This is a genomic window from Rathayibacter sp. AY1D1 (genome assembly GCF_002932635.1).
Classification (GTDB): domain Bacteria; phylum Actinomycetota; class Actinomycetes; order Actinomycetales; family Microbacteriaceae; genus Rathayibacter.
This window is the reverse complement of sequence record NZ_PSVY01000001.1, coordinates 35037-61523: the sequence shown is the minus strand read 5'-3', so window position 1 is coordinate 61523 and position 26487 is coordinate 35037. Positions and strand designations below refer to the sequence as shown.

Here is a 26487-nt window from a genome sequence, read left to right as displayed (position 1 = left end):
GCTCAGGAGGGAGCGAGGAGGTGCGCCTTCTCGGGGTGCTGCTCGAACCACTGCCCGACGTACCAGCACATCGGCACGACGCTCCGCCCGCCGGCGGCCTCGATGTCGTCGACGGCGAAGGAGACCAGCTCCCCTGCGAGCCCGCGGCCTCGGAAGGGCGGGGTCGTGAAGGAGCGGACGAGGGAGACGCTGCCGGGCGCCTCGCGGTAGTCGAGGACGCCCACCAGGGCGCCGTCGAGGTGGAGCTCGTAGCGCGACGCGTCGTCCGCCCGGCGGAAGTCCTTGGCCATGCCTCCAGAGTAGGACGGCCCGGACGGATCAGGCCTCGTCGCCGAGCATCTCGCCGTCGACGTAGAGCCAGCGACCGTCCTCGCGCAGGAAGCGGCTGCGCTCGTGCACGAGGCCGGGGCCGGCGGGCGAGCGGTAGGAGGCGCGGAACTCGACCAGGCCCTCCTCGTCGCCCTCCCCGCCGAACGAGGTGTCGACGATCTGGAGCCGGCGCCACTGGACGTCGGGATCGAGGTCGATGCGGCGCGGCCGGGTCGAGGGGTGCCAGCTCGCGAGCAGGTAGGGAGCGCTGCCGAGGACGTTCGCGCTGTAGCGGCTGCGCATCAGGCGCTCCGCCGTCGGCGAGGGCTCCTCGACGAGGTGGGCGGGGCGGCAGCAGTCGGCGTAGTGGCGGCGGCTTCCGCAGGGGCAGGAGTCGGCGGGATGCATCCGGCCAGTGTGGCAGGCGATGCGACGCCCCCGGCCCGCCGAGGCTCCGGCGAGCGCCGCGACTCCCCGGACCGTCCAGGTGTGCATCCCCTCCACATCCGCTCCGCCGCCTTGAGGGTGCCGCCGGATCCCGGCAACGTGGCCCCCTCATCGACCACGGACGGAAGGAACGACCCGATGCTCACGCTCACCGACAACGCCAGCACCGTCGTCAAGACCATCACCGGGCAGACCGAGACCCCCGTCGAGGGAGGCCTGCGCATCAGCGGCACCGATCTCGACGCCCGCAACTTCGCTGTCGCGGTCGCCGCGGCCCCCGAGACGACGGACGCCGTCGTGGAGCAGGACGGAGCGCGCGTGTTCCTCGACGTCGCCGCCTCCGTCGCTCTCGGCGACAAGGTCCTCGACGCGCAGGTGGACGAGGGCGGCTCCGTCAGCTTCGGGATCGCTCCGCAGGGCTGACCCCGTCGACCCGGAGGCCGCCCCCACCGCAGTGCGGGAGGGCGGCCTCCGTCGTCCCCGGGATCAGGAGAGGACGTCGCGAGTGGTGAAGCGGCCGATCGCGAGCGACCCGAACACGGCGACGTAGGCGAGCTGGAGCAGCGCGTTCTCGCCGAAGGAGCTCCACGCGATCGGGTCGCGCAGGAGGTCGGCGAAGTCGAACCACCGGTCGGTCAGCAGGAACGGGTGGAGGGCGTCCAGCTGCGAGAGCGAGCCGACGATCTGCGCCGCGATGGAGACGACGACGGTGGCCGCCATGGCGCCGACCGGCACATCGGTCAGCGTCGAGATGAAAAGGCCGATCGCCGAGAGCCCGACCAGCGAGAGCGCCGCGTACACGGCGATCGCCAGGGCCCGGCCGATCGCGTCGCCGAGCGGGACGGTGCTGCCGGAGAGCAGCGTCACCGGTCCCGCCGGGAAGAGTGCCAGGCCGATCAGGATCCCGACCACCATGACGGTGAGTGCTGCGGCGAGGCAGAAGGCGAGGGAGGCGGCGAACTTCACCGCGAGCAGCCGCACGCGGCCGACGGGGCTGACCAGCAGGTAGCGCAGCGTCCCGAGCGAGGCCTCGCCCGCGGTCGCGTCGCCGGCAACGACCCCGACCGTGAGCGGGAGGAACAGCGGGACGGCGACCGTGATGGCCGCGAAGCCGGTGAAGAGGCCGTTGCCGGCGATCGCGCCCACGAAAGAGGGCCCGCCTCCGTCCCCGCCCGAGAGCCGCACTGCGACGGCGAGCAGGATCGGGATGGCGGCCAGGGCCGCGAGCAGCGCCCAGGTGCGGCGCCGGCGGAAGAGCAGGGCGAGCTCGGAGGCGAGCAGGGACCCGATCCCTGCGCGGCGGACGGTCGCGTCAGCGCTCGACATCGAAGCCCTCCCCGGTCAGCTCGACGAAGCGCTCCTCGAGCGAGGGGCGGCGGACGGCGAACCCGCGGACGCGGACGTCGGCCCGCACGAGGTCGGCGACCAGCGCCTCGGCCGCGAGCCCGGGCGGCAGAGCGGCGACGACCAGCGGCGGATCGGCGGGGTGCGGGCCCGGCGCGGTGCGCGGCTCCAGACCCCGGGTGTGCAGGGCCACGATCGCGCGCTCGCGGTCGGGCGTCAGCAGCTCGACCGAGGCGGCGTCCCCGCGCAGCTCGTCCAGCCCGCCCTGGGCGACGAGGCGCCCTGTGCGCATGACGGCGGCGTGGGTGCAGAGCTGCTCGATCTCGGCGAGGAGGTGGCTGGAGACGAGGACGGTCGTGCCGTCCTGGTTCAGTCCGCGCACAAGGGCGCGGACCTCGCGGGTGCCCTGCGGGTCGAGGCCGTTCGTGGGCTCGTCCAGCACGATCAGGTCGCGCGGCGAGAGGAGGGCGACCGCGATGCCGAGCCGCTGCTTCATGCCCAGGGAGTAGGAGCCGACCTTCTTGCGCGCCGCGGCCGAGAGGCCGACGCGGGCGAGGGCCTCCTTCGCGCGGGCGTCGCGGGTGCGGGACGAGGTGCCCGCCTCCGCGGCGTCGAAGCGCCGGAGGTTGGCCGCTCCGGAGAGGAACGGGTAGAAGCCCGGCCCCTCGACCAGCGCCCCCACTCGGGGCAGGACCTCGGCCGCGCGCCGGGGCATGGCCTGCCCGAGGACGGTGATGCTGCCCGCGGTCGGCGCGGCGAGGGCGAGCAGCATCCGGATCGTCGTGGTCTTGCCCGAGCCGTTCGGGCCGAGGAAGCCGAAGACGGCGCCGCGGGGAACGGCGAGGTCGAGACCGGAGACCGCTTCCTGGCGCCCGAAGCGCTTGGTGAGGCCCCGCGTCTCGACGGCGAGCTCGCCCGCCGTCACCGAGCGGAGGCCGCGTCGCGGAGCGTCTCGGCCGGGACCGCTCCGGCGAGGACGCGTCCGTCGTCGGTGACGAGGACGGTCAGCAGGGCGGAGGAGAGGATGCGGCCGCCGTCGACCGGCGTGGTGACCGCGTCGAGCGAGGAGAGCGCGTCGGCGTCACCGGCGGGCAGCTCGACGACGCTCGTCCAGCCGGAGCCCGTGGTGGCGACGTCGGAGTGCTCGGCCGTGCCCGCGGCGGGCGCGTCGGAGGCGTCCGCCGCGTCGTCGACCGGAGCGGCCTGCTCCGTCACCTCGGCGCCGGCCGGGGGCGTGAAGGAGAAGAGGGACGCGTCGGGCGTCGAGAAGTCGATGCTCGTGTACGCGACGCTGAACGCGGGCGCGGTGCCCCCGCGGGCCGTCACCGCCACTCCGAGCGGGAGGCCCGTCTCGCCGTCGACCGAGACGGTCACCGAGCCCACGAGGGTGCCGCCGTCGCGGGGCGTGAGCACGAGCTCGTACGCGTCGCGCCCGGCGACGCTGACGTCCGAGCCGACCGCGACCGTGGTCGTCGGGTCGATCGCGGCGAGCAGCTGCTCGGCGGCGGACGACGGCGTGACGACCTGATCGCCCGGCGAGGCCTCGGGGGCTCCGCCCGCGGGAGGCACGAGGTGGGTGGCGGTGTTCGCGCTCGAGTCGTAGATCCAGACTCCGTCGGTCGTCGAGGCGACGACGTCGCGCTCGGCCAGCCGGTCGAGCACCTGGAGGCGCGCGCCCTTCTCGGCGTCGACGTACACGCGCGCCTGGTGCGAGCCCGTGGCGAGCTCGACGAGGGAGTCGGCGGGGTCGGCGGACGCCGAGCCGGCCGAGCCGCCGAGCGCCGAGAGGTCGGGCAGGCCGAGGTCCGAGGTCTGCCGGATCTCGCCGGAGAACGCCGTGGTGTCGCTCTCGGCGACGAAGGCGAGGAGGTCGGCGGCGGACTTCTCGGGGAGGTCTCCCGCGGCGCTCGCCGAGAGGGGGAGGGCGACGGCCGCGGCGACGACGACCGCGGGGACGACGGCGACGGGCGTCCAGCGCTTCCAGTCAATGCTCATGCCGGGAACGCTACGCCTCGAACCTCCGCGGCGGGCCGGGAACGTCCCGGTCCACAGCCTTCCGGAAGGGGGTGCGGTCCGAGACCGCGGCCCCTTCCGGAAGGGGGTGCGGTCCGAGACCGCGGCCGGGATGATCAGGGCATGGACCTCCCGTTCGCGCTCCCCGTCGCCCCGATGCTCGCCAAGGCCGTTCCTGCGGTGCCGGAGCAGACCGCCGTCGCGGGCGGATACTCCTACGAGCCGAAGTGGGACGGGTTCCGCGCGATCGTCTCGGTCTCCGGCGGGGAGTGCGAGATCGGGAGCCGCGGCTCCAAGCCGCTGACCCGGTACTTCCCCGAGCTCGTCGAGGCCTTCCTCCGGCTGCTCCCCGACGGCTGCGTGCTCGACGGCGAGATCGTCCTGGCGACCGGCGAGCCGGGTGCCCAGCGGCTCGACTGGGACCTGCTCTCGCAGCGCATCCATCCGGCCGCGAGCCGCGTGAGGATGCTGGCGGAGACCACCCCGGCGATGCTCGTCGCCTTCGACCTGCTCGCCGTGGACGGGCGCAGCATGCTCGAGGAGCCGTACTCGGCGCGGCGGGAGGCGCTCGCCGCGGTGATGGCCGGCGTCCCGCATCCGCTGCACCTCGGCCGCGCCACCGACGACGAGGCCCTGGCGCGCGACTGGCTGGAGCGCTTCGAGGGCGCAGGACTGGACGGCGTCGTGGCGAAGCCCCTGGCCGCGCCCTACTCCCCCGGGAAGCGCGCCGTGCTCAAGGTCAAGCACAACCGCACGGCAGACGTGATCGCGATCGGGTACCGCGAGCACGCCTCCAAGCCGGGCGTGGGCTCGATCCTGCTCGGCCTGCACGGCGACGACGGAGAGGTCCGCCAGGTCGGCGGGGCCTCGGCCTTCAGCGACGAGCGTCGCGTGCAGCTGCTGGAGGAGCTCGCACCCGCGGTCGAGCGCGACGCGGGGGGAGCGCCGGTGCGCGGCGAGGGCGAGCGGAGCCGGTTCTCGAGCGGCCGCGACACCTCCTTCGTGCGTCTGCGTCCCGAGCTCGTGCTCGAGGTCCGCTACGACCAGCGCGAGGGCGACCGCTTCCGGCACACCGTGCAGTTCGAGCGCTGGCGCCCGGACCGCGACGCCGCCTCCTGCACCATGGAGCAGCTGGAGCAGCCGACCGCGTACGACCTCGGCGACGTCCTCGGCTAGGCCTTCTTCGCGCGGCTGGGCTGCACGCGGGGCGGCTCGCCCGGCATCTTGGGGAAGTCGGGCGGGAACGGCAGCTCGCCGAGGCCGGCGGCGACATCGCGCTCCCACCAGCCGAGCAGGGCGTCGAGGTGACCGGGGGCGTCGTGCATCCGGGCCCACGGATCACCGCGCTCGGCGAGGCGCGCCGGGACCGTGCGGATCGTGAAGGCCCGCGGGTCGACGCCGTCGAGCTCGTCCCAGTCCAGCGGAGTGGAGACGGGAGCGTGCGCGAGCGGCCGCGGGCTGTAGGCACCGGCGATCGTGCGGTCGCGGTTGGCCTGGTTGAAGTCGACGAAGATCCGCTCGCCGCGCTCCTCCTTCCACCACGCCGTCGTGACCTGCTCGGGCATCCGCCGCTCCAGCTCGCGCGCCGCGGCGATCACCGCGTGGCGGACGTCGAGGAACTCGTGCTCGGCGACGATCGGCGCGAAGACGTGCAGGCCGCGGTTGCCGGACGTCTTCACGAACGGGTCGAGGCCGGCCTCCCGCAGGACCTCCCGCAGCGCGTGCGCGGCGACGACCGCGTCGGCGACGTCGGTGCCGGGCTGCGGGTCGAGGTCGATCCGGAGCTGGTCGGGCAGGTCGGGCGCATCGGCGCGGGACGCCCACGGGTGGAAGACGACGGTGTTCATCTGCGCCGCTCAGACGGCGGCCGCGGGCTCGTCGATCACGAGCTGCGGATGCACCCGCCCGCTCGGGTACGTCACCGGGACGGACCGGACGTACTCGGGCGCGCCCTTGGGCGGGTTCTTCGAGAAGAACTGCTCGCCCTCGATCCCGGAGGAGAACCGCTGCAGCGAGACGGGGCGGCCGCCGTTCGCCGCGACGAACGGCTCGCCGACGGCGATCAGGTACTCCGCGACCTCGCGCTTGGTGATGCCCGGCTCCGGGAACAGCACGCGCTCGGGGCTCGAGATCCGCACCTCCCGGTCGCCGTGCGGTCCGGGGACGGTGAGGACGACGGCGTCGCTGCTGGGCATCTGCTGAGGCTAGCCCGCGGCGCCGCCCGGCGACAGGGGTCCTCCGGGGCGTCGCCGCAGCCGGATCGGGCCCTTCGCCCGCGAGGGGTCGACGACCTGTCCGCCCTGCACGATGTCGATCTCGCCCCGGTCGACCAGGCGGCGCGCGGCCCGGCGGACGGGCTCCATCAGCGGCCGCCACTCCTCGCCGCCGACCCGGCGCGCGACCTCGGACGGGCACGCCGTCGACGACGCCGCTCGCGCGAGCAGGACGGTGCGGATCTCCTCCTCGAGGCGCGCCTCCTCCGGTCCGACTCCGCGACGGCGGCAGGCGTCCGAGCAGTAGCGGACGTCCTCCCAGTCCCGTGCCCACTTCGCGCGCCACTCGATCTCGCGACCGCAGGAGGCGCAGGTCTTGCTCTCGGGGTGCGCGGTGGACGTGCGCTGACGGTGGGCCATGCCCTCGAGTCTGCGCGCAGACCGCGGCCGCGGCGACGGGTTGCGCTGAGGGCGAGCGACGGGTGCGCGGGCTCCGGCGCCGAGGACGGGCACCCGATGCGGCGTGATCGGGAACAGGGAGCGGCGGATCGGCGTTCCCCGAGGTGGCGGCGTCATACTCCGCAATAGGGCGGCCCTCCCCCGGTCGGTGCGCCAGTCTGGAGGAGCCGTGCTGCGGCGCGACGGCGGGCCACCACCCCGTGCCGCACCCTCGATCGATCAGGAGTCTCCGATGAGCCGCGAGAACCTCGCCACCACCCCGGACCGCGAGCCGGAGCACCGCGCCTTCGCCGGACTCTCCCCGGAGGACTTCAAGCTCGCGTTCCGCAACCACGCCGCCGGAGTCGCGCTGATCACCGCGGACCCGGGCACCGGCCCGGTCGCCCTGACCGCGACCTCCGTCTTCTCGGTGAGCGCCGAGCCGCCGCTGTTCGTCTTCTCGCTCTCGTCCGCCTCGTCCAGCTCTCCGGCCATCCAGGCGTCCGAGACGCTGGTCGTGCACCTGCTCGGGGCGGAGCAGCTCGACCTGGCGCGTCTGGGCTCGACCAGCGGCATCGACCGCTTCGCCGACACGTCGCTCTGGTCGCGGCTGCCCACGGGCGAGCCGTTCTTCCCGGGCGCCGCCGCCTGGATCCGCGGCACGGTGATCAACCGCATGGAGGCGGGATCGTCCACGATCGTCGCCGTGCACGCCCTCGAGGCCCACGTGCCCGAGGACTCCGAGACCACGGCGCCGCTCGTCTACCACAACCGCACCTGGCACCACCTCGGCGAGCACTCCCGCCTCAGCTGAGCTCCGCGGGCGCTCCGGAGCAGGCGGTTCAGGCCTCCGGGCCGGTCGCCACCGTCCGGCCCGGCGTGCTCGACCACTGCGACCAGGAGCCCGGGTAGAGCGCCGGCGCGAAGCCCGCGAGCGTGAGCGCGACGACGTCGACCGCGGCCGAGACGCCGCTGCCGCAGTACACGCCGACGGGGGCGTCCTCCCGTACGCCGAGCGCCTCGAATCCCGCGCGCAGGTCGGAGGCGGGCCGGAACCGCCCCTCGGAGTCGAGCGCCGCGGACGCGGGAGCGTTCCGAGCGCCGGGGATGTGGCCCGCCCGCGGGTCGATCGGCTCGACCTCGCCGCGGTACCGCTCAGGGGCGCGGGCGTCGAGCAGGACGCCCGCCGAGGGCAGCGCCGCCGCCTCGTCGATGTCCAGCACCGGGAGCCGACCGTAGGCCAGCTCGACGTCGCCCCGCTCGCGCGGGACGTCGCCCGTCTCGAGCTCCCGCCCCGAGCGGATCCAGCCGGCGAGCGACCCGTCGAGCAGGCGGACGTCCTCCACTTCCGTCGCCCGCAGCAGCCACCAGGCCCGCGCGGCCGGGACGCTACGCGCGTCGTCGTACACGACGACGGACCGGCCCCGGCGGAGCCCCCAGCCGCGCGCCGCCTCCTGCAGCACCTCGATCGGAGGCAGCGGGTGGCGCCCCTCCTCCGGCTCGCCGTGGGCGGCCAGCTCGTGATCGAGGTCGACGTGCACCGCGCCGGGCAGGTGGCCCGCGAGGTACTCCGGGCGGCCGTCGGGCCGGTCGAGGCGCCAGCGCACGTCGAGGACGAGCGGCGGCTCGGTGGAGGCCATGAGCTCGGCGAGCTCGTCAGGGGTGACCAGCAGGCTCTCGCGGCTGGAGGGGGTCGTCGGGGTCATGGCGTCCTTCCGATCCGCGTCGTCGGCGGAGTCCTGCCCCAGCATGCCGCGTCACCCGGCGGCGCGGGAGCTCGCGCGGCAGCGGAGCATCAGTGCGCAAGGCGCCTTGTCGATGGTCGTCCGCCGGAGAGCCTCTCGCGCAGGCGGGTTGTCTTCGCCACTCGATACCCGCGAGCGTGGCCCGGAGGCCTGCAGGGGACCGCTCGGACCTGAGAGAGGAGGGTGAGGCTCTCGTCGTCGGAGGACGGCCGAAGGCCCGCCCCTCCGGCAGGGGCGGACCTACGCTGCCTTCAGTTGGACTCGCAGGCGAACCCGTCGTCGTCCCTGTCGAGCCCTGCGACATCGCCGTAGTACGGGTAGTACAGGTCGAAGTACCGCTGAGCTGAGGCCTGGTCCGGGAAGTCGTCGCAGTTCACAGCGTCGCCGGGATAAGCAGGTCGTCCCGGGCCGGGCGCCGGTGCCGGCGCCGGTGCCGCGGCCTGCGTGCTCGCCCAGAGTGCGCGGCCCTGCGGCGAGTAGATCACCAGGTTGCCGTCGTTCTGCATGACCATCCGGGAGCCCGGGCTGCCCGCCGTGCCGGACTGCCAGCGTGCTCCTCCGGAGCCCGCGTAGACCACGGCGTTGCCGTCGGACTGCATCTCGAGCCGGTTGCCGCCTCCGGACGTGCCGGCCGCCCAGCGGGCCGAGCCGCGCGAGTAGACGACGAGGTTGCCGTCGCCCTGCATGACCGCCTCGCTCCCTCCGTCGGAGGAGCGCAGCAGCTGTCCGGAGGTGAGCCGGCTCCCGGAGGAGAGGGTGTCCCGGACGGCGGGCGCGGGCGGCGCCGGAGGGGTGTCGCTCGCCCACAGCGCGCGGCCCGAGGCGGAGTAGACGACCAGGTTGCCGTCGTTCTGCATCTGCAGGCGGGATCCCGGGTTGCCCGCCGTACCCGAGGCCCAGAGGGGTCGGCCCGAGGCGGAGGTGACCACGGCGTTGCCGTCGGACTGCATCGAGAGCGTCTCGCCCTCGCCCTGGGTGCCGGCGCCCCAGCGGACGTCCCCCCGCGAGTAGACCGCGAGATTGCCGTCGCCCTGCAGGGAGGCGCGCGACCGGCCGTCCGGCGAGGTGAGCTGCTGTCCCCGGCTGAGCCGCGAGCCGGAGGAGAGGACGTCGCGGATCTCAGGCGCGCGCGAGGTCGAGCTCGCCCAGAGCGGCCGTCCGGAGGCGGCGGTGATCACCAGGTTGCCGTCGTTCTGCATCCGCATCCGCGCGCCCGGGTTCCCGGGCGTTCCCGCCTGCCAGCGCACGCCGGACCCGGGGGCCGAGACCACCGCGTTCCCGTCGGTCTGCATCGCGAGGCGGTTGCCCGCTCCGGAGGTGACGGAGCTCCAGCGCGGCGATCCGTCCACGGAGACGACGAGATTGCCGTCGCTCTGCATCGCGGCGCGCGAGCGGCCGTCGGAGGCGGTCAGCTGCTGTCCCGGAGAGAGCTCGCGCCCGCTGTCGAGGACGTCGGCGATCGGCTCCGGCTCGGGCTCCTGCTCGTCGGCCGAGGACCAGGCCGTGTCCCCGTTCGGGCGGACGAGCACGAGCTGCCCGTCGTCCTGGATGAGGGCGAGCGCGCCGGTCTCTCCCGCGGTCCCGGACGCCCAGACGGGCGTGCCGGAGCCGGTCACGACGACGAGGTTGCCGTCCTCCTGCATCCGCACCGTGGTCGCTCCGGTGCCCTGGGTCCTGGTGCTCCAGACGGGGCGGCGCCCGGCGTCGTAGATCACGGCGTTGCCGTCCGCCTGCATCTCGAAGCTCGCGGAGTCTCCGTTCGAGAAGATGCGCTCGCCCGCGTCGAGCGAGTCGCCGCCGAGGAGGGCGTTCGTGTAGGTCTGCGATCCGCGCGCCTCTGCGGGCGGAGTCTCCCCCGGGACGAAGGCGGTCGGAGTCTCGGCGACGGCCTGCGTCGCGAGGGCGGACGGCGCCAGAGCGGCGGAACCGCCCGCGGCGAGCAGGCAGGCGAGGGCCATCGCCGCGAGGCGATGAGGAGGTCGTGGCACGGAGAGCCCTTTCGGAGGCGGCGGCGGCGGAAGCCGGGGTCGAGCGGAGCCTGGCACGCGCTCGCCACGGCCGTCCATCCGGGCCGCGCGGAACCACTCAGCCGGAGCGGGCGATCCGCGCCGGCTGCGCGGGCGCCGCCTCCGGACCACGGAGCCTCCGCCCGGCTCGCGCGCCCCGGTCGGGGGCGGCGGCGATCGACGCGGATCGACGGAGGACGTGCTCCCACGGCCGGAGCGCACCCCGCGCGGGCGCCCCGGGAGGCGGCTCGGACCTCCCGCGGCACGGAGGAGGTCCCCGTTCCTCCTAAAATCGGAGGCATGTCGAAAGTGTTGAGCAGTCTGCCCGTGGGCGAGCGTGTCGGAATCGCATTCTCGGGAGGCCTCGACACATCCGTCGCCGTCGCCTGGATGCGCGAGAAGGGCGCGGTGCCCTGCACGTACACGGCCGACATCGGCCAGTACGACGAGCCCGACATCGAGAGCGTCCCGTCCCGCGCAGCCCAGTACGGCGCCGAGATCTCGCGCCTCGTCGACGCGAAGAGCGCGCTGGTCGAGGAGGGGCTCGTCGCCCTGCAGTGCGGCGCCTTCCACATCCGCTCCGGCGGCAAGACCTACTTCAACACCACCCCCCTCGGCCGCGCCGTGACCGGAACCCTCCTCGTCCGCGCCATGCGCGAGGACGGCGTCGACATCTGGGGCGACGGCTCGACCTACAAGGGCAACGACATCGAGCGGTTCTACCGCTACGGCCTGCTCGCCAACCCCCGCCTGCGCATCTACAAGCCCTGGCTCGACGTGCAGTTCGTCAACGAGCTCGGCGGCCGCACCGAGATGTCGGAGTGGCTGGTCGCCCGCGGCTTCCCCTACCGCGACGCCACCGAGAAGGCCTACTCGACCGACGCCAACATCTGGGGCGCCACCCACGAGGCCAAGCGCCTCGAGGAGCTCTCCAGCGGCCTCGAGCTCGTCGAGCCGATCATGGGGGTCGCGTCGTGGCGCGACGAGGTCGAGATCGCCTCCGAGGTCGTCTCGGTGCGCTTCGAGGCCGGCCGCCCCGTCGCGCTGAACGGCGTCGAGTTCTCGGACGCCGTCGCGCTCGTGCTCGAGGCGAACGCGATCGGCGGACGCCACGGGCTCGGCGTCTCGGACCAGATCGAGAACCGGATCATCGAGGCCAAGAGCCGCGGCATCTACGAGGCCCCCGGCATGGCGCTGCTGCACATCGCCTACGAGCGCCTGCTGAACGCTATCCACAACGAGGACACCGTCGCCCAGTACCACTCGGAGGGCCGCCGTCTCGGCCGCCTGATGTACGAGGGCCGCTGGCTCGACCCGCAGTCGCTGATGCTGCGCGAGTCCATCCAGCGCTGGGTCGGCTCGGCCGTCTCCGGGGAGGTCACCCTGCGCCTGCGTCGCGGCGACGACTACACGATCCTCGACACGACCGGCCCCGCGCTGAGCTACCACCCCGACAAGCTCTCGATGGAGCGGGTCGGCGACGCCGCCTTCGGCCCCGAGGACCGCATCGGGCAGCTCACGATGCGCAACCTCGACATCGCCGACTCCCGCTCGCGGCTCGAGCAGTACGCGGCCGCCGGCCTCGTCGGCGGTCCGACCGCCGAGCTCGTCGGCGAGCTCGAGATCGGCGAGGCCGACGCGATCACCGAGGGCGGCGGGTCCGCAGCGGCCGATGCGCTCGGACGCGCCACCGACCTGGCCTCGGAGGGTGCGGCGTTCGACGCCGGAACCGACTGACCCCGCCCGTCCGACGCCCCCGCGCGCATCCGTCCCACCGGGACGCGAGGCGCACGGGGGCGTCGTGCTGTGCGGGGCGACCCGGCGCGCCGGGTGCGAGGGCGGGCCCGGCGCGAGAGCGGTGCTCCGGCGTTCGTCGCCACGGCCGTCAGGGCGCGGAGGATCGGACGAGCGCGAGCGCGGCGTCCACGGTGGCGAGCGACTGCGCCGGATCGACGCGGGCCAGCACGAGCGCGGCCACCAGGAGCGACACGAGGACGTCCGCCTGAGCCGACGCCCACGCCTGCGCGTCGGGCCAGCGGGCCAGCGCTCCGGCGCGCAGTGCGCCCAGCAGCTCGGCCCGGTAGTCGGCGATCACCTCGCGCACGGCGTCGTCGCGCGCGATCGGCGCGCCCGCGGCGTTGAGCAGCAGGCAGCCGCTCCTCGCGGAGAGCGTGCGAGAGTCGGCGAGCGCCGCCCGCAGCCCGGTGAAGTACTCCTCGAGCGCCGTCGGCGACGCCCCTCGCGGATCGACGAGCGGGGCGAGCCGGGGCCGCACCACCTCGTCGAGGTAGCTCTGCACGGCAGCGTCGAAGAGCCCGCGCTTGCTGCCGAAGGCGTGGTAGAGGCTGGAGCGGCGCAGTCCGGTCGCGGACTCCAGGTCCGGGAGCGACGCCTCCTCGAAGCCGCTCTCCCAGAAGACGGCGCGGGCGGCGCGGACGACCTGCTCGGTGTCGAAGCCCTGCGTGCGACCCACGGTGCTCCTCCTGAGGGGTGACAGCTGCGGCGCCGCACTGGCGCGGACCGCTCGCTCCAGTATATTGTGGACTGGTCGTTACACAATCGGTGCGGAGCCCTCCGCATCACGACCATCGCCTGGAGGCCCGCCGTGATCGTTCTCGGACTGGTGCTCGCCGCTCTCGCCGCGGCGCTGCACGTCTACATCTTCGTGCTCGAGTCGGTCCTCTGGACGACCTCGCGCGCCCGATCGACGTTCGGCACGACCGCCGGCGAGGCGGAGGCGACGAAGGAGATGGCCTACAACCAGGGCTTCTACAACCTCTTCCTCGCCGTCGTCACCGTGGCGGGCATCGTCGCCGTCGCGATCGGCGCCACCGCCGTCGGCGCGGCCCTCGTGTTCGCCGGCGCCGGATCGATGGTCGCCGCAGCACTCGTCCTGCTCCTCTCCGCTCCGACCAAGCGCCGCGCCGCGCTGACCCAGATGACCCCGGGTCTGCTCGCGGTTGTCGCTCTCGCCGTCGGCCTCGCACTCTGATCCCCTCCGCTCCACCACCACGAAAGGTCCTATGAGCACCGTCACCAGCACCCAGATCCAGCTCGTCCGCCGCCCCGACGGCTGGCCCGTCGCCGAGGACTTCCGGACCGCGACCGTCGAGTACGGCGATCCGGCCGCGGGCGAGATCCGCGTCGAGAACGCCTTCCTCTCGGTCGACCCCTACATGCGCGGCCGCATGAACGACGTGAAGAGCTACACCCCGCCCTTCGCCCTCGGCGAGACCATGACCGGCGGTGCCGTCGGCCGGGTGACCGTCTCCGACGACCCCGCGTTCCCCGTCGGCAGCGCGGTCCTGCACCAGCTCGGCTGGCGCGACGTCGTGCAGGCCGAGTCGTCGCAGTTCCGCGTCGTCCCCGAGATCCCCGGAGTGCCGCTCTCGCTCCGCCTCGGCATCCTCGGGATGACCGGACTCACTGCGTACGTCGGGCTCACCGCCATCGCGGGCATGAAGGAGGGCGACACCGTCTTCGTCTCGGGCGCCGCGGGAGCCGTCGGCTCGGCCGCCGGTCAGATCGCGCGCCTCCTCGGAGCCGAGCGGGTCGTCGGATCCGCGGGCTCGGCCGAGAAGGTCGCCCTGCTGACCGAGAAGTACGGCTACGACGCCGCCTTCGACTACCACTCCGGCCCGGTCCGCGAGCAGCTGGCCGAGGCCGCGCCCGACGGGATCGACGTGTACTTCGACAACGTCGGCGGCGACCACCTCGAAGCGGCCCTCGACGCCTTCCGCGACGGCGGCCGCGCGGCGCTCTGCGGAGCGATCGCCGGCTACAACAGCACCGAGAAGACGCCCGGCCCCGACAACATGGCGAACATCATCACCCGCGGTCTCACGCTGCGCGGATTCACGCTGTCCGGCTACCTCGACCACGCGCCGGAGTTCAACCGGCTGATGGCCGGCTGGTTCGCCGACGGAGAGATCGCCTACGACGAGACCGTCGTCGACGGCATCGACCACGCCGTGGACGCGTTCCTCTCGATGATGCGCGGCGGCAACACCGGGAAGATGGTCGTCCGCGTCTAGCGCCGACCCCGGTGCGGCGGGCGCGAGGAGGGGGCACCTCCGGACGCCCGCCGCATCGGTCCTCCGCCTCCCTGTCCGGGATCTCCGAGCATGCTCGCGGATCCGCGGGGCCGTTCGGTCCGGGCGGTGGCAGACTGCGGACATGAGCACGTTCTCGCACCGGACCGGCGCCTCCGCGCTGGCAGCAGCAGCACTCGTCCTCGTCCTCACCGGCTGCGCGGGCAGCGGCGGAGCCCCGTCCGCGCGGACGCCGCTCCCGACGCCGACCGCGACCGCGACCTCTTCGCCGACTCCCGCTCCGACGCCGACTCCCACCGTGACCGTGACGGTCACGGCGACCCCCGAGCCCTCGTCGACCGGTTCTCCCGCCGCGGATCCGGCGGCGGCGCGCTGCACGGGCTCCGACCTGACGATGGAGTACCGCCCCGACCCCGACGCGTCGGGTGCCGGGAACAGCGCCTTCGACCTCGTGCTCACCAGCACCTCCTCCTCGGACTGCGCTCTCGCGGGCATCCCCGGCGTCTACGCGACCGACGCCGACGGGAACCGGATCAGCGCGGTCGCCGACGCGTCCGGCCCGAACCCCGACGCTCCCGTGATCCTCGTCCCGGGCGCCCGGGCGGACGTCCGGGTCGCCTGGCACTCCCCCGGCGCCTACGGCTGCACGGTCGGGACCTCCGCGTACCTCGTCGCCGAGGTCCTCGACGCCCCGGACGGCGCGGTCCGCGCCCCCGCCGAGCTCCAGGTGTGCACCGACGGCACCGTGATGATGGACGCCTCCGCCTACACGCTGCTCTGAGCCCTCCCCGAGCGCGCACACCTTCCGCGCGGCCCGCTCACCGGGCGCGACCCCTTGACCGGGCGCGGCGCAGCCGGGACCCTCGCACTACACGTCCCCACCCCACCCCGGAGGTCACCATGAAGGTCGGCTCACTCGTTCTCCGTCTCGCCGTCGGCGGGCTCTTCGTCGGACACGGTCTACAGAAGCTGCGGGGCTCGTTCGACGGCCCCGGCCTCGACGGCACCGAGCAGATGATGTCGAGCCTGGAGATGCACCCGGCCCGGCGCAACGCCGTCGCCGCAGCGGTGACCGAGACGGCCGGAGGCGCCGCTCTCGCCCTCGGCGCCGCGACTCCGCTCGCCGCCGCCGGACTCGTCGCCACGATGGTCACCGCCGTGCGCAAGGTGCACTGGAGCAACGGCCTGTGGAACGCGGGCGGCGGGTGGGAGTACAACGCCGTCCTCGTCGCGGCGACGGCCGCGATCGTCGCGGACGGCCCCGGCGCGCTCTCGTTCGACGCCCTGATCGGCAAGCGCAAGTGGGGAGCCGGCTGGGCGCTGTTCGCCCTGATCGGCGGAGCGGCTGCGTCGACCGCCCTGATCGAGGCCGGCCGACGCGCCGCGCCGGTCGGAGCGGGCACCTCCGGCTCCGACGACGGCGGGTCGGACGACGACGGCGCCGACTCGACCGCCTCGTAGCCCCGCTCCGCCGCACTGTGCGGGCGCGGTAGCGTCGGAGGCGTGACCGAGACACGCGCCTCCGACCCCGACCGCCCCGAGACCGACGCGCTCGCCCTCTGGCTCGCGGCGGTCGAGCGCCTCGACGCTCAGGACGACCCGGACGGCGTCGTCGAGCGGATGCGCGTCCTCGCAGCCCGCTATCCGGGACACGACGGAGTCGCCGCTTTCGAGCTGGGCGGCGCCCTCGACAGCGCGGGACACGGGGCGGAGGCGGCGGTCGAGTACGAGCGCGCCCTCGCCGCCGGCCTGGATGACGAGCGGCGGGCGCGGACGACGATCCAGTACGCCTCGACACTCCGGAACCTCGGCCGCACCGACGAGGCGATCGACCTCCTCGCCGGCGCCGCTGCGCACCCCGCGGTGGGCTCCGCGCGGGAGGTGTTCCTCGCGCTCGCCCTGCACAGCGCCGGGCGCGTCGACGAGGCCCTGCGGATCGCGCTGGAGGCGCTGGCTCCGGGGCTCCCCCGGTACCAGCGCTCCGTCCGCGCCTACGCCGCCGCCCTCACCGACTCCGAGCAGTAGCGCGGGCGGCTCCTCCACACGGAGGCTCGGCGCGGCGAGCGCCGAGGCCTCCGGGGCGACGGCGCCGACTCAGTCCTCGAGCAGGATCGCGTCGATCTGCCCCATCGCCTGGCGGAGTCCCTCCTCCATGCCCATCTGGACCATCTGCTCGAGCTGCTCGACCGACTCGAAACGGCTGCTGAGGACCATCCGCGTGTGCCCCGGCTCGATCTCGTCGAGGGTGACCGTGGCCCGGGTGATCCCCAGCGCGTCGACCGGGTCGCGCCGCTCGTCGGCGAAGCCGTCCTCGAACTCGAACCGCGTCGGCTCCTCCACCCGGGTCACGCGCCACCAGCCGCGCGCCTGCTCGCCGTCCGGTCCCGTCATGACGTAGGCGCTCCGTCCGCCCTCGACCGGCTCGTGCCGCTCGAAGGTCGCCGGCCAGGTCGGCGGCCCCCACCAGCGCTCGAGGCGGCGCGGATCCGTCCAGAGGAGCCAGACGCGCTCGATCCCCGCGTCGAACTCGGCGGTCACGGTCAGGGTCAGTTCCTCGATGTCCTTCACGGACTGCAGCACGCTCATCGCGCCTCTCCCTCCAGCAGATCCCACGCGCCGGTCGGCTCGCGGGTGTCACTCCTCGTCGAGGAGGTCCGACATGCGGTCGATCCTCCCCGCCCACAGCTGCTCGTAGGCGTCGAGCAGGCGCGACGCCCGCCGCACTGCGGCGACCTCACCCTGCACCAGCTGCTCCCGCCCGCTCCTCCGCTTGCGGACGAGTGCCGCCCGCTCGAGGACGGCCACGTGCTTCTGCACCGCCGCGAACGACATCTGGTAGCGCGCCGCGAGTGCGGAGACGGACTGCTCGCCGACCAGCACCCGGGCGACGATGTCGCGGCGGGTGCTGTCGGCCAGCGCCCGGAAGAGCAGGTCGATGTCGGCGTCCGTTCGTACAACCATGTGGTTGCACATTAGGGGCCGTCACCTCCCCCGCGCAAGAGCATCCGTCTCCGGGGCGAGCGCACCGGCCGGCGCCCGACCTCAGGCGCTCGCGGCGTCGAGGGCCTCGGCAGCGGCCGCGAGCACCCAGTCCGGCAGGGGGCGGGCTGCGAACAGCGAGGCGTAGAGCCGGGCCATCGAGTCGTCGGGGTCGAGCCGCAGCGCCTCGTCGAGGTGGAGCCCGGCGAGGCTCGAGACTCCCCTCGCCCACCAGCACCACGCGAGAACGGTGAGCACGGAGGAGCGCGCCTCCTCCGGCGCCAGCGCGGCGGCACGGGCGAGGAGCCCGGTCGCCCGCGCCAGACGGGCGCGCTCCGGAGCGCGCCCGCTGCCGAGCAGCAGTGCCGACAGCTCGAGGTCGTGGTCGTCGTCCGTTCCGGCGCGGGCCTCGCCCACCGCGCCGGGCGGCACTCCCACTCCCGCCTGCGGGCTCCGCGCGATCTGCACGGTCACCCGGTCTCGGAGGGGCGGCGACTGCAGGGTCCGCACGATCAGTCCTTCGCGGCGGACGTCCCGCGGTCCGCTGAGCCAGCGCTCGACGAGCCGTTCCGTGTCGCCGACCAGGGGCGGCCGGCGGAGCACCTCCGCGACGAGCGCGCGATCCTCCTCGACGACCGGCGGCAGCACGGAGAGCGCGTCGATGTCCAGAGGCTCATCGGCCACCGCTCGGGCGAGGACGCCGGTCTCGCTCCGCTCGATCTCGAGGAGCGGACGTGGCCTGCGGCACTCCTCGGCGTCCGTGTAGCGCCCCCATCCGTCGGCGGCGATGCAGGCCACGGCGATGATGTCCAGGCGCGTGCGCTCCAGGCGCCGGAGCACCGCGCGGCCGAGGCCGAGATGCGGGATCCCCCGCTCCTCGGCGTAGCCCGCACGGGTGCAGACCACCACCAGCACACCGGTGGCCCGCGGCATCGTCTCCATCATGGCCGCGCAGCCGCCCGCCAGCGCCTCCGCCTCCATCCCGCGCAACGTCTCCGGGAGCGGGATCCGGAAGCCTCCTCCGGCGCGCGTGCCGAGGAACGGCACCACCACGACGGACTCCTCCGGACGGATGCCGATGATGGAGGGGACGGCCGCCAGGAGGTCCTGGATCGCGCTCGCCCGCAGGACTTCGGGATCGCGGCGGCGGGACGGAGGAGCAGGGGTTCGCTGTGTGGATGTCATGCCCGACACCCTGCTCGCGTCGCCGGCGGCGCAGGATCCCGCCGGCCCGGACCGGGGAGAACCGGAGCGGATCGGCGCCTGTGGAGGAGCGCCCGGGTCCGGCGGCTCAGCCGGCCGCGGGAGCCCGCAGCACCTTCGCCATCGGCCGTCCCTTCGCGATCTCGTCGATCAGCTTGTCGAGGTACCGGATGCGCTGCATCAGCGGATCCTCGATCGTCTCGACCCGCACGCCGCAGATCACCCCCGTGATCGCCGAGGCCTCCGGAGGCAGGCGCGCCGCCGCGAAGAACTCCTCGAAGGTCGTCCTGCTCTCGAGGTGCCGGGCCAGCTCCTCGTCCGAGAAGCCGGTGAGCCAGCGGACCGCCTCGTCGACCTCCTCCCTCGTCCGGCCCTTGCGCTCCGCCTTCGCCACGTAGAGGGGGTGCACGTCGGCGAACGCCACGGAGAAGATCCTGCTCATGGCCGGGAAGCGTACTCGCGCGACGCCCGGCGCGGCAGAGGCGCCCGCCCCGCTATCCTCCCCAGTGGCCCTCGCGCCTCCACCCCGCAGCCCACAGAGAGAACCACCGTGAGCCTCCTCCGCACCAAGTCCGTCGAGCAGTCGATCGCCGACACCGATGAGCCCGAGTACAAGCTCAAGAAGTCGCTGACCGCGCTCGATCTCACGGTCTTCGGCGTCGGAGTCGTCATCGGCGCCGGCATCTTCACCCTCACCGGCCGCGCCGCCCATGACATCGCCGGACCGGCGATCGTCCTGAGCTTCGTCGTCGCCGCCTTCGCCTGCGCCCTCGCGGCCATGTGCTACGCCGAGTTCGCCTCCACGGTCCCGGTGTCGGGCTCCGCCTACACCTTCTCCTACGCCTCCCTCGGAGAGCTCTTCGCCTGGATCATCGGCTGGGACCTGATCCTCGAGCTGTTCCTCGGAGCGAGCGTGGTCGCGCAGGGGTGGAGCGCGTACCTCGGGTCGCTGCTGCAGCAGCTGGGAGTGACCCTCCCGCCGGCGCTCACCTACGGCGGCGTGGTCGACGTGCCGGCGATCCTGCTCGTCCTCGTGCTCGGCGCGCTGATGACCTTCGGGATCAAGGAATCGCTGCGCGTCAACCTGGTGCTCGTCGCGATCAAGCTGTTCATCGTCCTGTTCGTCATCATCGCGGGCCTGCAGTTCGTCAACACCGCCAATTACACGCCGTTCGTCCCCGCCGCCGAGCCCTCGCAGTCCGCGTCCGGTCTGACCCAGCCGCTGCTCCAGTTCCTCTCGGGCATCGAGCCGGCCACGTTCGGGGTCGGCGGCATCATCGCCGGCGCCTCCCTGGTGTTCTTCGCCTACATCGGGTTCGACGTCGTCGCGACGACCGCGGAGGAGACCCGCCGCCCCCAGCGCGACCTGCCCATCGGCATCATCGCCTCGCTGATCATCTGCACGGTCCTGTACTGCGCCGTCGCCCTCGTCGTGACCGGCATGGTCCCCTACCGCGAGCTCGACCCGTCGGCCGCGCTCGCCAACGCGTTCGCCTACCACGGGCAGACCTGGATGGCGACGGTCATCTCGGCCGGCGCCGTCGCCGGTCTGACCACCGTCGTGCTGACGCTGCTGATCGGAGCGACACGCATCATCTTCGCGATGGCGCGCGACGGACTCCTCCCCCGGCGCCTGGCCACCGTCCACCCGCGCCTGCGCACGCCGTGGTTCACCTCCGTGGTCGTGACCATCGTCGTCGCGCTGCTCGCCGGGCTCACTCCGATCGGCGTGCTCGAGGAGATGGTCAACATCGGCACGCTCTCGGCGTTCGTGCTGGTCTCGGTCGGCGTCGTGGTGCTGCGCCGCAAGCGGCCCGACCTGAAGCGCGGTTTCCGGGTCCCGCTGAACCCGTGGCTCCCACTGCTCTCGGCCCTGATCTGCACCTACCTGATGCTCAACCTCTCGATCGAGACCTGGCTGCGCTTCCTGATCTGGCTGGCCGTGGGCTTCGCGATCTACTTCGCCTACTCGCGCAGCCACGCGAAGATCGGCACGCAGCCCTAGGGGGCCAGGCCCACCTTCGGCCTGGCCCAGGAGCGTCCGCGCGTGTCCTTGAGGATGTCGTACTCCACCTCGACGTGCGGCTCGATCGCGCTGTACTTGTCGTTCGGGGCGCCGATCACGAGCTGGAAGCCGAGACCGCGCCACGCACCGATCGCCCGCTTGGTGAAGTGGGCGTCGGCCTTGATCAGCGCCTCGTCCATGAAGACCGGGGCGTACCGGGGGCGGTCGGCTCCCGCGTCGCCGAGCTGGTAGCGCAGCGCTGCCCCGACGATGAAGGCGATCAGCTCCTGCGACTCCCCGCCGGACTTCTCACCGATGTGGTCGTACAGCGCCACGTGCGCTCGGGTGACGGCGTCCACGCGCTCGGCGCTGACCCGGACGTGGTTGCGGACGTCGACGAGGTCGCCGAAGTCGGGCGCGGTGCGCCGCAGCCGCTGGATGAGCCGGGACATCCGCCGGTAGACCTGCTCGCGCTCCTCCTCCGCGGACACGGCCTGGATCTGCGCGCGCACCTCGCGGAGCTCGCGGCGGAAGCGACGGCGCACCTCCGACTGGTTCTCGCGCGTCGTGATCTGCAGGCGGTGGCCGTCGTCGTAGAACGGCAGATCCTGCATGATCACGTTGATCGGCTCGATCCGCTCGCGGATCTCCCGCAGCGAGCGGCCGAGCGTGGAGTCGAAGCTCGTGAGGTCGTTGCCGGAGAGCGTGAGCAGGCTGTCGCGCCACTCGGTCTCGAGCCGGTGCAGGCCGCTGGTCTCGAGGGCGTCGAGCAGCCGCTCGAAGTCGCCCGCGGACGCCTCGGGGTCCGCGAGCAGGTTGGGGTTCGGCCAGCGGTCGAGGAAGCCGGCCATGATCCGGCCGGCGCTCTCGCGCTGCTGCTCGTGCGCCTCGGCCGCGGAGCGGCGGTCCTCCGCCAGTCGCTGCGCTGCCGTGGCGAGCGCTGCGTCGAAGCGGACCAGGACGTCCGAGGCGCTGCCGGACGCCGCGGCCTCGGTCAGCGTGAACCGGGCGTCGAGGAAGGCGCGCTGGTCGTCGTCGAGCTCGCGTCCTGCCTGCTCCGCCGCATCGAGAACCGCCTGGCTCGCGTCGACGTCGTCGACCACGACGGCCCACTCCGCCTCGATCCGCTCGCGCTCCACACCGGCGCGCGCGATTTCCTGGCGGAGGCGCTCGAGGCGGCCGCGCAGCCCGTCGATCTGCTCCTGCAGCCCGGCGAGCTCGGGGTTCGCCTCCGCCGCCTCGGCGCCGACCGCCTCCCAGCGCTCCTGCTCGGCGAGCAGCGACTCGACGTCGACCGTCTCCCAGCTCACCAGCGCGAGGCGGGCGTGGCGCGTCATCCGGTCGTCGAGCGCATCGAGGGCCTCCTCCGCCGCCGACGCCGCCGAGACGGCCGCCGCGCTGCGGGCCCGGGCCGCCTCGACCAGGGCGTTCAGCTCGCGGAGACGACCGGTGTTGGAGAAGCCGAGGACGTTCGCGGCGCCGTGGCCGCCGTGCGCACCGCGCTGCCCCTGCGAGAGCTGACCGGTGAGGGTCAGGGCGAGCCGGTGGCGCCCGAGCTCCGCAGCGCTGTCGACGCACACGTAGCCGAAGCGGTCCTCGAGCCGGTCCTGCAGCCAGCCGGTGAAGGCGGTGGCGCGGTAGTCGAGGCGCCCGGGCAGCGTCTGCGGGTCGAGGCCCCGCACCTCCTCGAGCCCGGTCTCCACGCCCTCGTAGCGGAGCCGGACCGGGAGCCGGAGGGAGTCGATGGCGCGGCGGAAGCGGTCGAGGTGGGCGGAGTCGATCATCAGCGTCGTCGCGAAGCCGCCGAGGGCGAGCGTGAACGCCTCGCGCCAGGGCTCGAACTCGGCACGCACCTCGACCAGCTCGCCGACGAAGGGCAGGTCGTCGGCGGTGAGGCTGGCTGCCTCCGCGACCCGCTCGCGCGCCTCGTGCAGAGGCCGGGGGATGCTGTCCCGACGGTCCGAGGCCGAGCGCTGCTCCGCCTCGAGCTCGGCGAGATCGCGCGCCGCGGCCTTCCGCTCGGCGACCGCGTCCGACCAGGCCGCACGGGTGCTGCGCTTGGCGTCGGCCGCGCTCGCCGCCCGGGCGAGCACCGCCTCGAACCGCTCGCGGGTGGTCTCCGGCTCGCCGAGAGCGCGCAGGTCCTCCTCGAGCCGGGCGCGGTTCTCGCGCGCCGCTCCCAGCCGCCGCTCCACCTCGCGGAGCTCGCGCTGGGCCGTCTCGAGGCGGTCGCCACCGGAGGCCCGCAGCACCTCAGCGAGCCCGTCCCGCTCCGACTCCGCCGCCTCGGCGAGCGCCCGCTTCTCGCGGAGCACGGCGTCGACGGCGCGGGTGCGCTCGCGCAGCTCGACCTCGACGTCGCGCAGCAGGCCGAGGCGCTGCTCAGCGCGCCACAGGGCCGCCGGCGACACCGGGGCATCGAACTCCCCGAGCGCGTCGATGAGGCGCACGCGCTCCGCGGACGCGGCGATGCGCAGGCGCAAACCCCGCAACGGCTCGAGTGCCGCGACCTGCTGGCGCGCGGTGAGCATCCGCTGCCGCGTGCTCTCGAGCTCGTCGAAGTGGGCGACGACCGCGTCGGCGGAGGCCAGGGTCTCGGGCTCCTCGAGCACGAGCCGCTTGTAGAGGTCGTCGACGGTCGTGATCTGCTGACCGGCCTGGATGCGGGCGAGCAGGCTCATCGCCTTCGATCCGGCTCCCGCCGCTCCGATGCCGAGCACCGCGTGCAGACGCGCCGAGAACTCGCGGTCGGTGCCGAGCGGATCCAGGCCCGCCGCGCGCAGCGACGCGTCGGAGAAGCGGTGCGCCGCCGCCCGGTCGAGCGCGGCGAGGTCGACCGGGCCCTCGGCGCTCGCGCGGATCCGCACGGTCTCCTCGAGCACCCGGGAGCCGGCCGGGACGTACCAGGCGCGGACCGCGCTGAAGCGCGAGCCGTCGTGGTCGACCCAGGTCATCGCGACGGCGGTCCAGGTGTCGACTCCGTCGCCGCGCAGGACGCGCATGGTCGTGCCCTCGTCCGTGCGCGACTCGTCGAGCTTGCCGCGCGCGTAGGAGAGGATGTTGCGCTGGTCCTCGCCGCGCGGACGGCCCGTCACTCCGCCGTTCGAGGCGCCGTTGAACGGCGTGGTGTGCGGCATCATCAGGGCGATGTAGGCGTCCATCAGCGTGGACTTGCCGGAGCCGGAGCCGCCGCAGAGCAGTGTGGCCCCCGGCGAGAAGCGGACCCGGTGCGCGCCGTCGTAGCCGCCCCAGTTGACCAGCTGCAGGTCCTCGGCGAGCCACTGCTGACCGCGGGAGGCGGCGGGGATCAGGCCGAAGAGGGTGTCGAGCATCGTCATCGGGGGTCGTCCTCCGGGTCGGGGGTGTCGTCGTCGGTCGGCTCGTCGTCCAGCGGCTCGTCGTCCAGCGGCTCGTCGTCCGCGACATCGACTCCGGGCAGGACGCCGTCCGTGGGCGGGTCCGCGTCCTCGTCGAGGCCGTCGTCCTCGAGCGCGTCGTCGTCCGCCTCCTCCGGATCGTCCGAGCCGGGCTCCTCGGCGGGCGCCGCTTCTGCGACCACCGAGGAAGCGTCTTCGCCCGCCCGCCCGCGCAGCCAGTCGCTCAGCTCCCGCAGCTTCGGCGCGCTCAGCACGATCTCCACGATCGAGCTGATCCGGTACCGCCCTGCGGACTCCTCGTCGACGATGCCGTCGCGCCCGAGCCGCTCCAGCGCCTTGCGGACCATGCGCTGCCGGCGGGCTGTGTCGCGCTCGGCGTCCGCGAAGTAGCTGAGCACCGTCTGCTCGACCTCCTCGACGTCCACGCGCGCCGACGCCTCGCCGGCCGCCGACTCCCGCTGATGGACCGTGCGCAGGTGCACCAGCACCAGCGTCTCGGCGCGGGTGTAGGGGAGGTCGCGCAGCAGCACCGGCATCTCCACCTCGTCGGAGCGCACCTGCTGCTTGTAGGCGACCCCGCGCTCGTGGTCGACGACGAGCCGCACGAACAGGTCGTTCAGCCGCGACTCGATCAGCTGCCGGTGCTCCTGGAGCACGGCCCACTGCTCGCGGTGGCGGTCGGCGAGGAGGAAGCGGCGCTGCAGCACGTGCACGAGCACCCGGCGCACCTCGGTGTCGAGGACGCCGCGGTCGCCGGGGAAGAGCTCGTCGGGGTCCTCCTCCATCGACACGGGCGCGATGAACGGATCGGCGGCGGTCCCGTCGGTCGCCAGGGTGTCACTCATCGTCGGTCTCCTCCTCGGTGCGGGCGGTCACGGATCCGAAGGCGAAGCGGCGCACGGTCCCGTCGGGTCGGCGCGTGCTCACGACGGAGTAGCCCTCGCGGTCGACGAGGCCCGTCCGGTGCGCGATCTCGAGCAGCCCGAGCAGGTCGACGGGCCGTCGCGTGTCCTCCGGAGCCGCGCTGAACGCGTCCGCCAGATCGAACTCGTCGCCGAGCTCCGCCACGTAGGCCTCCAGCTCCGCGTAGCGGGGACCGCCCCAGGCCCGGCTGTCGTCGCCGACGAACTCGGCGTCGCCGTCGTCTCCGGCCAGGGGCGCCGGCCCGCCGGCCGGACGCACGTCTCCCAGGGTCTGGCGCAGGTGGCCGATCCCGGCGACGGGCAGGTGCCGCAGCGGCGCGACCGGCGCGTCCGGCGAGATCCCGCCCGTCCACTCCTGGAGCCCCGCCATCACGTCGCGCAGCAGCTCGTCCACCTGGCGGTCGCGAGCCGGGTCGTGGGTGCGGACCTGGCCCGTGATGACGTGGGACGCGCGGCGCTGCGCGGTCAGGACCTCCTGCACGCCCAGCTCCACCCGGCGGCCGATCGCGGCCAGCTCCGCGCGCTGGGCGGGGTCCATCAGGCGGGAGAACGGCTGCACGAGCACGGTGTGCAGCTGATCGGCGAGCGCGTCGATCCGCTCGGGGTCGCCCAGGAGGCGGAGGGCTCCGGCGAACGCACGGCCCTCGCTGGTGGCCTGCATCACGTGCTGACCTCGCTCGAGGTACTCCCGCAGCACCTCGCCGGTCGGGCGGACGTCGCGGCGCAGGTCCGCGACCACGTCGCGCTGCATCGCCTTGATCGACTCCGCCACCCGCGCGAAGTCGGCCGGCAGCTCGCGGGCGAGGTGCACCACGTTCTCGGCCTCCTCCAGGAGCTGCTCGTCGTCGGCCGGCTCGAGACCGGCGCCCTCCTCGAGTGCGGCGATCTCGGCGTCCAGGCGCGCCCGCTCCTCGCGGAGCCGCGAGAGGCGGGCCTCCGGGTCGGGATCGACGTCCGCGGCCAGCCGCTCGACCGCCTCCAGCAGGGTGCGCACCCGCGAGTTCGAGACGCGCGTGCGTCCACCTCCGGTGCGCCCGGTGATCTCGAGGGCGCTCACGGCGTGGGCGCTCAGCCGGTAGACCTCGGCCTCGCCCTCGATCTGCGGCACGAGCCAGCCGACGCGGACCCAGTAGCGGCACACCTCGCGCGCCGTGCCGCTCGGCAGCGCGCGCTCGACCTCGTCGTACCCGGCCGAGCGCAGCTCCTCGAGCAGCTCCCCCACCTCGGCGTGCGCGTCAGCGACGGCCACCACCTGCCGGTCGACGGTGAACACGAGCGACAGGGCGGCGACGACGAACGGGGCGTACCGGCCGTGGAGGAGATCCAGGGTCGGCGTCCGGAAGGCGCCGAGGGAGCGCAGGTAGGCGGCCTCGGCGCGGGAGTTCGACATCGCCCTCAAGGATAGGCGGCGGGTCGGGCGCCCGAGGACGGCC

The 26487-nt window shown here is 73.9% G+C and carries 26 protein-coding genes and 1 pseudogene; 10 read left to right on the top strand and 17 right to left on the bottom strand.

All coding sequences use genetic code 11. The features are described 5' to 3' along the window. Positions 1 to 2 precede the first annotated feature (2 nt). Both C5C56_RS00275 and C5C56_RS00270 read right to left on the bottom strand, forming a co-directional pair. Positions 3 to 290: a GNAT family N-acetyltransferase gene (locus C5C56_RS00275; protein WP_104222554.1), complete on the bottom strand. Its 288-nt coding sequence runs from the start codon at positions 288 to 290 to the stop codon at positions 3 to 5. A 28-nt stretch (positions 291 to 318) separates the two neighbouring features. Then, positions 319 to 717, bottom strand: coding sequence for a YchJ family protein (locus C5C56_RS00270; RefSeq protein ID WP_104319015.1), 399 nt, complete (start codon positions 715 to 717; stop codon positions 319 to 321). A 177-nt stretch (positions 718 to 894) separates the two neighbouring features. Here C5C56_RS00270 and C5C56_RS00265 point away from each other — a divergent pair, with 177 nt between their 5' ends. Further along, positions 895 to 1179: a hypothetical protein gene (locus C5C56_RS00265; protein ID WP_104225397.1), complete on the top strand. Its 285-nt coding sequence runs from the start codon at positions 895 to 897 to the stop codon at positions 1177 to 1179. Between the two features lie 63 nt (positions 1180 to 1242). Here C5C56_RS00265 and C5C56_RS00260 read toward each other — a convergent pair whose 3' ends face one another. The 3 genes from C5C56_RS00260 to C5C56_RS00250 are packed head-to-tail and all read right to left on the bottom strand — an operon-like array spanning position 1243 to position 4095. Next, the gene (locus tag C5C56_RS00260; protein WP_104318945.1) at positions 1243 to 2082 is read right to left on the bottom strand and encodes an ABC transporter permease; all 840 of its coding nucleotides are present in this window, start codon (positions 2080 to 2082) and stop codon (positions 1243 to 1245) included. Then, positions 2069 to 3025 (bottom strand): ABC transporter ATP-binding protein, encoded by a 957-nt coding sequence (locus tag C5C56_RS00255; RefSeq protein ID WP_104247162.1) that lies wholly within the window; start codon positions 3023 to 3025, stop codon positions 2069 to 2071. The genes C5C56_RS00260 and C5C56_RS00255 overlap by 14 nt, the downstream gene beginning before the upstream one ends. Next, positions 3022 to 4095, bottom strand: a complete 1074-nt coding sequence (locus tag C5C56_RS00250; RefSeq protein ID WP_104257305.1) for a DUF2092 domain-containing protein — start codon at positions 4093 to 4095, stop codon at positions 3022 to 3024. Before C5C56_RS00250 ends, C5C56_RS00255 begins: the two co-directional genes overlap by 4 nt. 141 nt (positions 4096 to 4236) lie before the next feature. On the opposite strand from C5C56_RS00250, the gene C5C56_RS00245 reads away from it, so the two are divergent. Then, positions 4237 to 5289, top strand: coding sequence for an ATP-dependent DNA ligase (locus C5C56_RS00245; protein WP_104269168.1), 1053 nt, complete (start codon positions 4237 to 4239; stop codon positions 5287 to 5289). On the opposite strand, the pseudogene ligD reads toward C5C56_RS00245, so the two are convergent. Together ligD and C5C56_RS00235 are read right to left on the bottom strand one after the other, a co-directional pair. Continuing rightward, positions 5286 to 6308 (bottom strand): annotated as a pseudogene (gene ligD / locus C5C56_RS00240) (non-homologous end-joining DNA ligase). The gene C5C56_RS00245 and the pseudogene ligD overlap by 4 nt on opposite strands. A 9-nt stretch (positions 6309 to 6317) precedes the next feature. Continuing rightward, complete coding sequence (locus tag C5C56_RS00235; RefSeq protein WP_104233370.1) at positions 6318 to 6746, bottom strand: DUF2256 and DUF3253 domain-containing protein; 429 nt, start codon at positions 6744 to 6746, stop codon at positions 6318 to 6320. A gap of 271 nt (positions 6747 to 7017) precedes the next feature. Here C5C56_RS00235 and C5C56_RS00230 point away from each other — a divergent pair, with 271 nt between their 5' ends. Then, a complete protein-coding gene (locus C5C56_RS00230) occupies positions 7018 to 7578 on the top strand; it encodes a flavin reductase family protein (RefSeq protein WP_104222547.1) in 561 nt (186 codons plus the stop codon). 28 nt (positions 7579 to 7606) lie between these two features. Here the strand turns inward: C5C56_RS00230 and C5C56_RS00225 are convergent, their stop codons facing one another. Both C5C56_RS00225 and C5C56_RS00220 read right to left on the bottom strand, forming a co-directional pair. After that, positions 7607 to 8470: a sulfurtransferase gene (locus C5C56_RS00225; protein WP_104319014.1), complete on the bottom strand. Its 864-nt coding sequence runs from the start codon at positions 8468 to 8470 to the stop codon at positions 7607 to 7609. Positions 8471 to 8760: 290 nt separating this feature from the next. Beyond that, positions 8761 to 10467, bottom strand: a complete 1707-nt coding sequence (locus tag C5C56_RS00220; RefSeq protein ID WP_181136235.1) for an excalibur calcium-binding domain-containing protein — start codon at positions 10465 to 10467, stop codon at positions 8761 to 8763. Positions 10468 to 10815: 348 nt separating this feature from the next. Between C5C56_RS00220 and argG the strand changes: the two genes are divergently transcribed. Beyond that, a complete protein-coding gene (gene argG, locus C5C56_RS00215) occupies positions 10816 to 12252 on the top strand; it encodes an argininosuccinate synthase (protein WP_104222545.1) in 1437 nt (478 codons plus the stop codon). A 148-nt stretch (positions 12253 to 12400) separates the two neighbouring features. On the opposite strand, the gene C5C56_RS00210 is transcribed toward argG, so the two are convergent. Beyond that, entirely contained in the window at positions 12401 to 12988 is a 588-nt protein-coding gene (locus C5C56_RS00210) for a TetR/AcrR family transcriptional regulator (RefSeq protein ID WP_104255471.1), read from the bottom strand. Positions 12989 to 13120: 132 nt separating this feature from the next. On the opposite strand from C5C56_RS00210, the gene C5C56_RS00205 reads away from it, so the two are divergent. The 5 genes from C5C56_RS00205 to C5C56_RS00185 all read left to right on the top strand — a co-directional run bounded on the left by C5C56_RS00205 (position 13121) and on the right by C5C56_RS00185 (position 16592). Then, a complete protein-coding gene (locus C5C56_RS00205) occupies positions 13121 to 13507 on the top strand; it encodes a DUF1304 domain-containing protein (protein ID WP_104318944.1) in 387 nt (128 codons plus the stop codon). Positions 13508 to 13538: 31 nt separating this feature from the next. Continuing rightward, positions 13539 to 14549, top strand: a complete 1011-nt coding sequence (locus tag C5C56_RS00200) for an NADP-dependent oxidoreductase (protein WP_104222542.1) — start codon at positions 13539 to 13541, stop codon at positions 14547 to 14549. Between the two features lie 142 nt (positions 14550 to 14691). Continuing rightward, entirely contained in the window at positions 14692 to 15348 is a 657-nt protein-coding gene (locus C5C56_RS00195; RefSeq protein ID WP_104273309.1) for a DUF4232 domain-containing protein, read from the top strand. Between the two features lie 119 nt (positions 15349 to 15467). After that, positions 15468 to 16028 (top strand): DoxX family protein, encoded by a 561-nt coding sequence (locus tag C5C56_RS00190; protein ID WP_104222539.1) that lies wholly within the window; start codon positions 15468 to 15470, stop codon positions 16026 to 16028. Between the two features lie 42 nt (positions 16029 to 16070). Beyond that, positions 16071 to 16592: a tetratricopeptide repeat protein gene (locus C5C56_RS00185; protein ID WP_258062165.1), complete on the top strand. Its 522-nt coding sequence runs from the start codon at positions 16071 to 16073 to the stop codon at positions 16590 to 16592. A gap of 69 nt (positions 16593 to 16661) precedes the next feature. On the opposite strand, the gene C5C56_RS00180 is transcribed toward C5C56_RS00185, so the two are convergent. The 4 genes from C5C56_RS00180 to C5C56_RS00165 all read right to left on the bottom strand — a co-directional run bounded on the left by C5C56_RS00180 (position 16662) and on the right by C5C56_RS00165 (position 19191). After that, a complete protein-coding gene (locus C5C56_RS00180) occupies positions 16662 to 17153 on the bottom strand; it encodes an SRPBCC domain-containing protein (protein ID WP_104318943.1) in 492 nt (163 codons plus the stop codon). Positions 17154 to 17201: 48 nt separating this feature from the next. Then, positions 17202 to 17528 (bottom strand): helix-turn-helix domain-containing protein, encoded by a 327-nt coding sequence (locus C5C56_RS00175; RefSeq protein WP_104319013.1) that lies wholly within the window; start codon positions 17526 to 17528, stop codon positions 17202 to 17204. Positions 17529 to 17609: 81 nt separating this feature from the next. After that, a complete protein-coding gene (locus C5C56_RS00170; protein ID WP_104318942.1) occupies positions 17610 to 18731 on the bottom strand; it encodes a DUF4192 family protein in 1122 nt (373 codons plus the stop codon). A 106-nt stretch (positions 18732 to 18837) separates the two neighbouring features. Then, complete coding sequence (locus tag C5C56_RS00165) at positions 18838 to 19191, bottom strand: DUF2200 domain-containing protein (protein WP_104247170.1); 354 nt, start codon at positions 19189 to 19191, stop codon at positions 18838 to 18840. A gap of 108 nt (positions 19192 to 19299) precedes the next feature. Here C5C56_RS00165 and C5C56_RS00160 point away from each other — a divergent pair, with 108 nt between their 5' ends. Beyond that, complete coding sequence (locus C5C56_RS00160; RefSeq protein WP_104225409.1) at positions 19300 to 20754, top strand: amino acid permease; 1455 nt, start codon at positions 19300 to 19302, stop codon at positions 20752 to 20754. Here C5C56_RS00160 and C5C56_RS00155 read toward each other — a convergent pair. The 3 genes from C5C56_RS00155 to C5C56_RS00145 are packed head-to-tail and all read right to left on the bottom strand — an operon-like array spanning position 20751 to position 26444. Further along, positions 20751 to 24092 (bottom strand): ATP-binding protein, encoded by a 3342-nt coding sequence (locus tag C5C56_RS00155; RefSeq protein ID WP_104318941.1) that lies wholly within the window; start codon positions 24090 to 24092, stop codon positions 20751 to 20753. The two genes, C5C56_RS00160 and C5C56_RS00155, sit on opposite strands and share 4 nt — an antisense overlap. Beyond that, a complete protein-coding gene (locus C5C56_RS00150) occupies positions 24089 to 24976 on the bottom strand; it encodes a DUF4194 domain-containing protein (RefSeq protein ID WP_104288282.1) in 888 nt (295 codons plus the stop codon). The genes C5C56_RS00155 and C5C56_RS00150 overlap by 4 nt, the downstream gene beginning before the upstream one ends. Next, positions 24969 to 26444, bottom strand: a complete 1476-nt coding sequence (locus C5C56_RS00145; protein WP_104269178.1) for a DUF3375 domain-containing protein — start codon at positions 26442 to 26444, stop codon at positions 24969 to 24971. The genes C5C56_RS00150 and C5C56_RS00145 overlap by 8 nt, the downstream gene beginning before the upstream one ends. Positions 26445 to 26487 lie beyond the last annotated feature (43 nt).